The organism is Actinomadura sp. NPDC000600, from assembly GCF_040492135.1.
Taxonomy (GTDB): Bacteria; Actinomycetota; Actinomycetes; order Streptosporangiales; family Streptosporangiaceae; genus Spirillospora.
In genome coordinates, this window is the sequence record NZ_JBEUPD010000025.1 from 1 (window position 1) to 9,271 (window position 9,271).

The 9,271-nt window shown below is 74.2% G+C and carries 10 protein-coding genes; 6 read left to right on the plus strand and 4 right to left on the minus strand.

The genetic code is table 11. The features are described 5' to 3' along the window. The 3 genes from ABWI07_RS29830 to pdhA form a co-directional block, all read right to left on the minus strand. On the minus strand, nt 1–393 hold a 393-nt coding region (locus ABWI07_RS29830), incomplete at its 3' end, for a biotin/lipoyl-containing protein (protein WP_353820551.1). Then, nucleotides 390–1,439, minus strand: coding sequence for an alpha-ketoacid dehydrogenase subunit beta (locus ABWI07_RS29835; RefSeq protein ID WP_149262355.1), 1,050 nt, complete (start codon nt 1,437–1,439; stop codon nt 390–392). The genes ABWI07_RS29835 and ABWI07_RS29830, both read right to left, overlap by 4 nt. A 10-nt stretch (nt 1,440–1,449) precedes the next feature. Beyond that, the gene (gene pdhA / locus ABWI07_RS29840; protein WP_149262356.1) at nt 1,450–2,571 is read right to left on the minus strand and encodes a pyruvate dehydrogenase (acetyl-transferring) E1 component subunit alpha; all 1,122 of its coding nucleotides are present in this window, start codon (nt 2,569–2,571) and stop codon (nt 1,450–1,452) included. Between the two features lie 148 nt (nt 2,572–2,719). On the opposite strand from pdhA, the gene ABWI07_RS29845 reads away from it, so the two are divergent. Continuing rightward, nucleotides 2,720–3,349 (plus strand): GntR family transcriptional regulator, encoded by a 630-nt coding sequence (locus tag ABWI07_RS29845; protein WP_235037155.1) that lies wholly within the window; start codon nt 2,720–2,722, stop codon nt 3,347–3,349. A 33-nt stretch (nt 3,350–3,382) separates the two neighbouring features. Here the strand turns inward: ABWI07_RS29845 and ABWI07_RS29850 are convergent, their stop codons facing one another. Continuing rightward, nucleotides 3,383–4,099: a GntR family transcriptional regulator gene (locus tag ABWI07_RS29850; RefSeq protein WP_353820552.1), complete on the minus strand. Its 717-nt coding sequence runs from the start codon at nt 4,097–4,099 to the stop codon at nt 3,383–3,385. Between the two features lie 158 nt (nt 4,100–4,257). Here ABWI07_RS29850 and ABWI07_RS29855 point away from each other — a divergent pair, with 158 nt between their 5' ends. From ABWI07_RS29855 to ABWI07_RS29875, 5 genes are read left to right on the plus strand one after another with little or no spacing between them, the layout of a single operon-like run. Then, nucleotides 4,258–5,487, plus strand: a complete 1,230-nt coding sequence (locus tag ABWI07_RS29855) for an NRAMP family divalent metal transporter (protein WP_502912871.1) — start codon at nt 4,258–4,260, stop codon at nt 5,485–5,487. Between the two features lie 7 nt (nt 5,488–5,494). Beyond that, nucleotides 5,495–6,103 (plus strand): 5-oxoprolinase subunit B family protein, encoded by a 609-nt coding sequence (locus ABWI07_RS29860; protein WP_353820553.1) that lies wholly within the window; start codon nt 5,495–5,497, stop codon nt 6,101–6,103. Continuing rightward, a complete protein-coding gene (locus tag ABWI07_RS29865; protein ID WP_353820554.1) occupies nt 6,100–6,990 on the plus strand; it encodes a 5-oxoprolinase subunit C family protein in 891 nt (296 codons plus the stop codon). Before ABWI07_RS29860 ends, ABWI07_RS29865 begins: the two co-directional genes overlap by 4 nt. Beyond that, complete coding sequence (locus tag ABWI07_RS29870; RefSeq protein ID WP_353820555.1) at nt 6,987–7,778, plus strand: putative hydro-lyase; 792 nt, start codon at nt 6,987–6,989, stop codon at nt 7,776–7,778. The genes ABWI07_RS29865 and ABWI07_RS29870 overlap by 4 nt, the downstream gene beginning before the upstream one ends. Before the next feature lie 20 nt (nt 7,779–7,798). Next, entirely contained in the window at nt 7,799–9,169 is a 1,371-nt protein-coding gene (locus tag ABWI07_RS29875; RefSeq protein ID WP_353820556.1) for a protein kinase domain-containing protein, read from the plus strand. Nucleotides 9,170–9,271: the final 102 nt, after the last annotated feature.

Consider the following 9,271-nt stretch of genomic DNA (forward strand, 5'->3'; position numbering starts at 1 on the left):
GGCGCGCGCCGGGGCGGCCGTGGCGACCGGCGCCGGCTCGGGCGCTTCCTCCGGGGCGGGCGCGGGCGCCGCCTCGGCGGCGGGAGCCTGCTTCGCCTCGGCAGGAGCCGGCTCCGGCTCGGCGGCGGGTTCCGCCGCGGGCTCGGGGCGGGCGCCGCCGGCCGGGGCGATCACCGCGATCGGGGCGCCGATCGCGGCGGTCTCGCCCTCGGCGACCAGGATCTTCTCCAGCACGCCGGCCTCGTAGGCCTCGTACTCCATGACCGCCTTGTCGGTCTCGATGTCGACGATGACGTCGCCGACCGCGACCTCGTCTCCCGGCTGCTTCTGCCAGGAGCTGATGACGCCCTCCTCCATCGTGTCGGAGAGGCGGGGCATGAGGATCTCGGTCATCGCACGGGCTCCAGAGCGGGTCGCGGGGACGTGGCGTCCGCCCCCGGCGCGGTGCGGCCGGTCGCGCGGAGCGTGGCGCGGACGGCGGTGAGCAGGGACTCGGCGGACGGCAGCGCCGCCGTCTCCAGGGACTTGGCGTAGGGGAGGGGCACCTCGGCCATCGCGACGCGCCGGACGGGGGCGTCGAGCCAGTCGAACGCGCCCTCCTGGATCGTCGCGGCGATCTCGGCGCCGATGCCGTAGGTGAGCCAGTCGTCCTCGGCCACGACGGCGCAGCCGGTCTTGCGGACGGAGTCCACGACCGTCTGCCGGTCGAGCGGGCGCAGGCTGCGCAGGTCGACCACCTCGGCGGAGACGCCCTCGGCGGCGAGGGTCTCGGCGACCTCGGAGGCGACGCGGGCCATCCGGGAGTAGCCGATGATCGTGATGTCGGTGCCCGGACGGGTCACGGCGGCGCGCCCGATCTCGGCGGGCTCGATGTCCTCGACCGCGGCGGGCAGCTCGCCCTTGGTGTTGTAGAGGGCGAGGTTCTCCAGGAACAGCACCGGGTCGTCGTCGCGGATCGCGGCCTTCAGCATCGCCGACGCCTCGGCGGGCGTGCTCGGCGCGACGACCTTCAGTCCGGGGATGAACGAGTAGAACAGCTCGACGTTCTGCGAGTGGGTGGCGCCGAGCTGCTGCCCGCCGCCGCCCGGCGTGCGGATCACCATCGGCACGCTGGCCTGCCCGCCGAACATGCCGTAGATCTTCGCGGCGTGGTTGACGATCTGGTCCAGCGCCAGCAGCGAGAAGTTGATCGTCATGATCTCCACGACCGGGCGCAGGCCGAGCATCGCGGCGCCGATCGCGGCGCCGACGAAGCCCTCCTCGGCGATCGGGGTGTCGCGGACGCGGCGCGGCCCGAACTCCTTCAGCAGCCCCTCGGTGATCTTGTAGGAGCCCTCGAAGAGCCCGATCTCCTCGCCCATCAGGAAGACGTTCTCGTCGCGGAGCATCTCGGCGCGGAGCGTGTCCCGGAGGGCCTGGCGGTAGGTCACGGTTGCCATGGGGTGCCTCTCAGGAGCCGAATACGGGGTCGGCGGGGAGCCGGCGCAGCTCGCCCGGGACGGGGGTGGCGTAGGTGTAGTCGAACAGCGTGGACACCTCGGGCGCCGGGCTCTCGTCGGCGAACGCGGCGGCGGCGTCGACCTCGGCCTTCACCTCGGCGTCGAGCCGGTCGCGCTCGTCGGCGGACAGGACCCCGGCCTCCTCCAGCTCCAGCGCCATCCGGGCGAGGGGGTCGGCGGCCTTCAGGGCCTCCTTCTCCTCCTTGGACCGGTAGCGGGCCGGGTCGACGACCGAGTGGCCCTTCAGCCGGGGGCTGACGGTCTCCAGCAGGTAGGGCTTGCTCTCGGCGCGGGCGCGCTCGACGGCGGCGCGCGCGGCGTCCCGCACCGCGAGCACGTCGGTGCCGTCCACCCGCAGGCTCTCCATCCGGTACGCGGCGCCGCGCCGGTACAGCTCCGGCTCGGCCGCCGAGTTCTCCACGGTGGTGCCCATGCCGAGCCCGTTGTTGATCACGACGAAGACGACCGGGAGGTCCCAGAGGGCGGCGATGTTCAGCGACTCGTGGAACGCGCCGATCGCGGTCGTCCCGTCGCCCATGTGGCACATCACGACCTCGTCGCCGCCCTTGTAGGAGACGGCGAGCGCCGCGCCGGCCGCGAGGGGCACCTGCCCGCCGACGATCCCGTACCCGCCGAGCAGCCGGGCCTCGGCGTCGAACAGGTGCATCGACCCGCCCCAGCCCTTGGACACGCCCGTCGAGCGCCCGTACAGCTCGGCCATGACGCGGTCCGCGCCGATGCCCTTGGCGAGTGCGTAGCCGTGCTCGCGGTAGTTGGTGAACAGGTAGTCGGTGGGGCGCAGCGCGGCCATCAGCCCGACGACCGTCGCCTCCTCGCCGAGGTTCAGGTGGCAGTAGCCGCCGATCTTGGCCTCGGTGTAGGCGCGGGCGGCCCGCTCCTCGAACCGCCTGACCAGCAGCATCTGCCGGTAGTAGCCGACGAGCGTGGCGGCGTCGGCCGCCGGGGGAGCCGCCGGCGTCGCGCCGGTCCTCGGCCGGGGGGCCTTGGCGGCGCGCGCCCGGCGGCTCCGCGCCGGGGCGGCCCTGTCGGCCGACTGAACGGTCTCAGCCATCGGCGACCTTCCTCTGTCCGGGGCAGCGCCGTAGGATCGCCACAACGCTACCGATCATCATTGATCTATGATCGATCATATTCTACCCGCTGGAACCCGCCCCCCTGTCAAGAGGCACTTACCGGCCGTGGCGCTACCATCCAGTTCTGTGAAGACCTCCGACCAGCTGCTGCTCCGCACCGGGCTCGCCGACCAGATCCGCGAGTTCATCGTGGAGGGCATCAGCTCCGGGCGGTGGGAACCGGGCGAGCGCGTCGTCGAGCGCCGCATCGCCGCCGAGCTGGGCGTGAGCCAGGGGCCGGTCCGGGAGGCGCTCCGCCAGCTGGAGGCGCAGCGGCTGATCGAGACGCTGCCGAACCGGGGCGCCCGGGTCCGCGACTTCACCGAGCAGGACCTGGCCGAGATCTTCCCCGTCCGCGCCGGGCTGGAGCGGACGGCCGTGGAGCTGGCCCTGCCCCGGCTGTCCGGCTGCCTGGAGGCGCTGGAGGAGCACAACCGCCGGCTCGGCGAGGCCGCGCGGGAGGGCGACCTGCACGAGCAGATGCGGCTCAGCATCGCCTTCCACCGCGAGATCGTCGAGACGGCCGGGAACCGGCTGCTCGTCTCGGTGTGGGAGAGCCTCGGCATCGAGCTGTGGACGACCCTGTCCCTGCGGCTGCACCACACGGAGATCTACTCCAAGTCGGCCGAGCACGCCGAGCTGATCGAGGCGTTCCGCCGCGCCGACCCGGCCGCGCCGCAGCTCCTGCACGACCACGTCATGAACTACGCCCCGTAACCGCGCCTTCTGCCGGGCCTTCCGACGGGCCGTCTAGTGGGCCTCGGAGCGGGCCTTCTCGCGATAGGCCGCGGTGAGCTGGGCCTCCGCGTCGTCGAGGTAGGAGCGCAGTTCCCGCTCGGCCTCCGCGAGCCCGCCGCGCGCCATCAGGTCGTGGATCCGCCGGTTGCGGGTGAGGTAGGGCTCGTGGAACTCGCGCGGCGAGCCCATCTCGTGGAAGACCAGCCGCATCTCGGCCAGCAGGTGCTGGATCATCTCGTCCACCCGCGGACTGCCCACCAGCGCGGCGATGGCCTGGTGGAAGCGGATGTCGGCGGTGCCGACGTCCGGCCATCGACCGGCGGCGGCGGCGCTCTCGCCGTCCAGGACGGCCGCCTCCACGCGGCCGAGCGTCCCGGCCGGGGCCTCCCGCGCGCACCGCACGCCCTCGCACTCCAGGATCCGCCGCACCCGGTAGAGGTCGGCGAGGCCGTCGGCGGTGACCCGGCGCACGAACACGCCGCGGTTGAACTCGTGGACGAGCAGGCGCTCCATGGCGAGCAGCCGGAACGCCTCGCGCACGGTGTTGCGCGACACCTTCAGGGCCTCGCCCAGCTCCTCCTCGCGCAGCCGCTCCCCGGGGGCGAGCCGCCCGTCGGTGATCTGCTCGCGCAGCAGGTCGGCGATCCGCGCGGCGGTGCTGCTCCGGGACAGTTCGTGCCGGGCGGCCGCGATGTCGGACAGCCACGAGCCCTGCGCCGGCACGGGCATCGACCACCTTCCGGGGGCAGGCGCGGGACGCCGCGCACGAAGATCCGGGGAGGCCAGCCTATCCCCGGCGACCGCAGAATGCATCAACAGGTCTCTTGATGGATTGTTGAACAATCCCTACGCTTGCGGAAAGTCGAACCCCCGGAAGGGCCCCCGCCATGACGGACCCAGCGACCCTCGACACGACCACGGCCCCCACCTCCCGCTCCCGCCGCGCCGCCCTCACCGGCGCCATGTTCCTGATGGCCACCAGCGCCATCGGACCCGGCTTCATCACCCAGACCACCGTGTTCACCGCCAAGCTCGGCGCCGCGTTCGCTTTCGCGATCCTCGTGTCCGTGCTGGTGGACATCGCGATCCAGCTGAACGTGTGGCGCGTCGTCGGCGTCTCCGGCATGCGCGCCCAGGAACTCGGCAACCGCGTCCTGCCCGGCGCCGGGTACGGCCTCGCCGCGCTCGACGTGTTCGGCGGCCTGATCTTCAACATCGGCAACGTCGCCGGTACCGCGCTCGGCCTGAACGCGCTGCTCGGCCTGGACGTCAAGATCGGCGGCGCGGTCTCCGCGCTGGCCGCGATCGCGATCTTCCTGGTCCGGCGGGCCGGCGTCGCCATGGACCGGATCGTCGTCGTGCTCGGCGGCGTGATGATCCTGTTGACCCTTTACGTGGCGGTGGTGTCCGAACCGCCCCTCGGCGACGCGCTCCGGCAGAGCATCGCGCCGGAGACCGTCGACTTCCTGGTCATCACCACGCTGATCGGCGGGACGGTCGGCGGCTACATCACCTACGCGGGCGCGCACCGCATGATCGAGTCCGGGCTGACCGGGCCGGAGCACGTCCGGGAGATCAACCGCAGCGCGGTCACCGGCATCCTCGTCACCGCCCTGATGCGCGTGCTGCTGTTCCTCGCGGTCCTCGGCGTCGTCGCGGGCGGGGTGACCCTCGCCAAGGAGAACGCCCCCGCCTCGGCCTTCGAGCACGCGGCGGGCCAGGCCGGGCTGCGCGTCTTCGGCCTGATCATGTGGTCGGCCGCGATCACCTCGGTCATCGGGGCGTCCTACACCTCGGTGTCGTTCCTGGTGTCGTTCTCCTCCTTCGTCGAGCGGCACCGCAACCGGCTGGTCGTCGCGTTCATCCTCGTCTCCGCCGCCATCTACCTCGCGGTCGGCACCACCCCCGCGAAGCTGCTCGTCCTCGCGGGCGCGCTGAACGGGCTGATCCTGCCGTTCGGGCTCGCCGTGCTGCTCTGGGCGGCCGCCCGCCGCCGCGACCTGCTCGGCGGCCACCGGTACCCGGTCTGGCTCCTCGCCATCGGCGTGGCGGCCTGGGTCCTGTCGCTCTACCTCGGCTGGAACAGCCTGTCCGGGCTCGACGACCTGTGGAAGTGAGGGCGGGGTGCGGATCCTCCCGAGCGGCGACGCGGCGCTGCTGGTCGAACTGCCGGACCTCCCGGCGATGCTCGGCCTGTACACCGCGCTCGCGGCGGCCCCGCCGCCCGGCGTCGCCGACCTCGTCCCGGCGGCCCGCACCCTGACCCTGCTGCTCGACCCCTCCGCCGACCCGGCCGCGGTCGCCGCCGCGGTGCGCGCCACCCGGCCGGGTGCGGCGGACGGCGCCGCCGGGGACGTCGAGATCCCCGTCGTCTACGACGGCGACGACCTCCGCGAGGTCGCCCGCCTCACCGGGCTCGCCCCGGACGAGGTCGTCGCCGCGCACACCGGGACCCCGTGGCGGGTCGCGTTCACCGGGTTCGCGCCCGGATTCGGCTACCTGGAGGGCGGCGACCCGCGACTGGACGTCCCGCGCCGCGCGACGCCCCGCGTCCGCGTCCCGGCGGGCGCGGTCGGCCTCGCCGGGCGGTTCAGCGGCGTCTACCCGGTTGAGTCCCCGGGCGGCTGGCGGCTCATCGGACGCACGGAGGCCGTCCTATGGGACCTCGAACGCGACCCGCCCGCCCTGCTCCGCCCGGGAACCCGGGTCCGCTTCGTCCGGCGGGAACCATGAAGCGGGGGTTGGACGTTCTCCGCACAGGGTTCCTGGCCACGGTCCAGGACCTCGGCCGCTCGGGTCACGCGGCGCTCGGCGTGGGGGTGTCGGGCGCCGCGGACCCGGGCTCGCTCCGGCTCGCCAACCGGCTGCTCGGCAACGCCGAGGGGGAGGCCGCGATCGAGGTCACCTTCGGCGGCCTGCACGTGCGCTGCCGGGGCGGCGTGTTCGCCGCGGTGACCGGCGCGCCCGCCCCGCTGCTGGTGGACGGCCGGGCCGAGGCCCCCTACTCGGTCGTGCACGTGCCGGACGGCGCCGAGCTCCGGATGGGCGCCCCGCCCGCGGGCCTGCGCAGCTACCTGGCCGTGCGCGGCGGCGTCGCCGTCCCGCCCGTCCTCGGGTCGCGCTCCACCGACACGCTCTCCGGCCTCGGCCCCGCCCCGCTCAAGCCCGGCGACCTCCTCCCCGTAGGCCCGCCGCCCGCCGCCCCGCCGCTGCTGGACGCCGCGCCCGTCCGCCCGCCGCACGGCGGCGACATCCAGCTGCGCGCGATGCCCGGCCCCCGCCACGACTGGTTCGCCCCGGGCGCGCTGAAGGCCCTCTTCTCCTCCGCCTACACGGTGACCAGCGAGATCGACCGGGTAGGCATGCGCCTGGACGGCCCCGGACTGGAGCACGCCGGGCGCGGCGAGCTGCCCAGCGAGGGGACGGTCACCGGGGCGCTGCAGGTCCCGCCGTCCGGGCGGCCGGTGCTGTTCCTCGCCGACCACCCGCTCACCGGCGGCTACCCCGTGATCGCGGTGGTCGCCTCCGCCGACATCGGACGCGCCGCCCAGGCCCGGCCCGGCCAGCGTCTCCGGTTCCGGCCGCATCCCGCACCGAACCTCCGGGAGGAGAGATCATGACCGCACCGCTCGACCCGGGCGCGCTCACGCCGGACCAGGCGAGGGCCCTGTTCCGGGCCGGCCTGCGCGTCCCCACGTCCGGCTGGTGCGCGGGCTGGACGCAGGCGAACCTCATCGCCGTGCCGCGCGAGTACGCCTACGACCTGCTCCTGTTCGCGCAGCGCAACCCCAAGCCGTGCCCCGTCCTGGACGTGACCGAGCCCGGCGCGACCTCGGCCGCGCTGTTCGCCGGTGACCTGCGCACCGACCTGCCCGGCTACGTCGTCTACGAGCACGGCGAGCCGGTCGCCGAGGTGACCGACGCGACCCCCTACTGGCGCGACGACCTCGTCTCGTTCCTCATCGGGTGCAGCTTCACGTTCGAGGACGCGCTCCGCGAGGCCGGCGTCCCCGTCCGGCACATCGAGCAGAACCGCAACGTCCCGATGTACCGGACGAACCGGATGTGCCGCCGCGCGGGCGAGTTCGGCGGCCCGCTCGTCGTCTCCATGCGCCCCGTCCCGGCCGCGCAGGTGGCCGACGCCGTGCGGGTGACGGCCCGGTACCCGTCGGTCCACGGCGCGCCCGTGCACGTCGGCGACCCCGTCGAGCTCGGCATCGAGGACCTCTCCGCGCCGGACTTCGGCGACCCGGTGGAGATCCGGGTCGACGAGATACCCGTTTTCTGGGCCTGCGGAGTGACCCCGCAGGCGGCGGTGATGGCCTCCCGGCCGAAGCTCGCCATCGGGCACGCGCCCGGCCACATGGCGATCACGGACGTCCGCGACACCCGGTACCTCGTGCCCTGAGTCCGGTCTAGGCTTCGTCCATGCCCGAGATCATCGCCGCGGGCGAACGCCTCGGCGGGCGCTACCTCATCGAGCGGCCCCTCGGCGCCGGCGGCATGGCGACCGTCTGGCGCGCGGTCGACACCGTCCTCGACCGGGCCGTCGCGGTCAAGGTCCCCAAGGACGGCGGGCCCGAGGAGTTCTCGCGGCGGCTCCGCCAGGAGGCGCAGGCCGCCGCCGCCCTCACCCACCCGGGCATCACCGGCGTGTACGACTACGGCGAGCACCGCGCCGGCCCGGAGGGCGCCTCGCGGCGCGAGAGCCGCCCGATCCCGTACGTGGTCATGGAACTGCTGGACGGCGAGAGCCTGGCCGTGCGCCTGTCGCGCGGCCCGCTGCCGTGGCGCGAGGCGGCCGGGATCTGCGCGCGGGTCGCCGACGCCCTGGCCGCCGCCCACGACGCAGGCATCGTGCACCGCGACATCAAGCCCGGGAACGTGTTCCTCACCCCGGTCGAGGTGAAGGTCCTCGACTTCGGCATCGCGTTCACCGGCACGGCGGGCGGACCGGTGATGGGCACGCCCGCCTACATGGCGCCCGAACTGGTGACCGGCGCGTCCCCGACCCCGGCGGCCGACGTCTACTCGCTGGGCGTCGTCCTGCACGAGTGCCTGACCGGCGCGCCGCCCACACCCGCCTCGGCGTTCCGGAAGGGCACTCCCGGCGAGGTCGCGGCACTCTGCCGCGACTGCCTGTCCCCGGACCCCGGCGCTCGGCCCACCGCCGTCGAAGCGGCCCGCGTGCTGGCGGGCGCCGCCGGCATCCAACTCCACGTGCCCGGCGGCGCCGACGCGTCCGCCGGTGAAGGCCCTCCGCCTGCGGAAGGGCCGGGGAACCCGACCCGCGTCCTGGACGATCCCGCCCCCTCCGGGCACGGGTCCGGACGGCGGCCGCTGCTCATCGCCGGGGTCGCGGCCGGGGCGCTGTGCGCGGTGGCCGCGCTCCTGGCGGCCCTCGCGCCCGACTCGTCCGACTCGTCCGATGCGAAACCGGCGGCGCCGCCCCCGTCGGCGGGCAGGTCGCCGGCCGCCGCGACCGCGTGCTCGGTGGCGTACCGGGTCGACGGGACGTGGCCGCGGGGCTTCCAGGCGACCGTCCGGATCACCAATGCCGGGGACGGCGCGATCGACGGCTGGACGCTGGCCTTCGCCTTTCCGGACGGGCAGACGATCACCCAGCTGTGGAACGGGAGCCGGGTGCAGGACGGGGCGTCGGTGACGGTGACGGCGGCGGAGTGGAACCGGTCGATCCCGCCGCACGGGACGGCCGAGTTCGGGTTCCTCGGGAGCCGGGACGGCGCGAACGGCGCGCCGTCGCGGTTCACCCTGAACGGCGTGGAGTGCCGCGGCTGACCGCTTTTGGGAGCGCTCCCAATCGATCGCCGCAGGTCAGCGGGTTCTGAGGCGAATTGATGTGGCTCGACCTATTGTGTCGCGGCTCACCCAGGGCTTAAC

Coding starts and splice junctions, on each gene's coding strand:
- ABWI07_RS29850 (WP_353820552.1), bottom strand. CDS start 4,099: ATGCCCGTGCCGGCGCAGGGCTCGTGGCTGTCCGACATCGCGGCCGCC.
- ABWI07_RS29865 (WP_353820554.1), top strand. CDS start 6,100: ATGAAGCGGGGGTTGGACGTTCTCCGCACAGGGTTCCTGGCCACGGTC.
- ABWI07_RS29835 (WP_149262355.1), bottom strand. CDS start 1,439: ATGGCAACCGTGACCTACCGCCAGGCCCTCCGGGACACGCTCCGCGCC.
- pdhA (WP_149262356.1), bottom strand. CDS start 2,571: ATGGCTGAGACCGTTCAGTCGGCCGACAGGGCCGCCCCGGCGCGGAGC.
- ABWI07_RS29875 (WP_353820556.1), top strand. CDS start 7,799: ATGCCCGAGATCATCGCCGCGGGCGAACGCCTCGGCGGGCGCTACCTC.
- ABWI07_RS29870 (WP_353820555.1), top strand. CDS start 6,987: ATGACCGCACCGCTCGACCCGGGCGCGCTCACGCCGGACCAGGCGAGG.
- ABWI07_RS29855 (WP_502912871.1), top strand. CDS start 4,258: ATGACGGACCCAGCGACCCTCGACACGACCACGGCCCCCACCTCCCGC.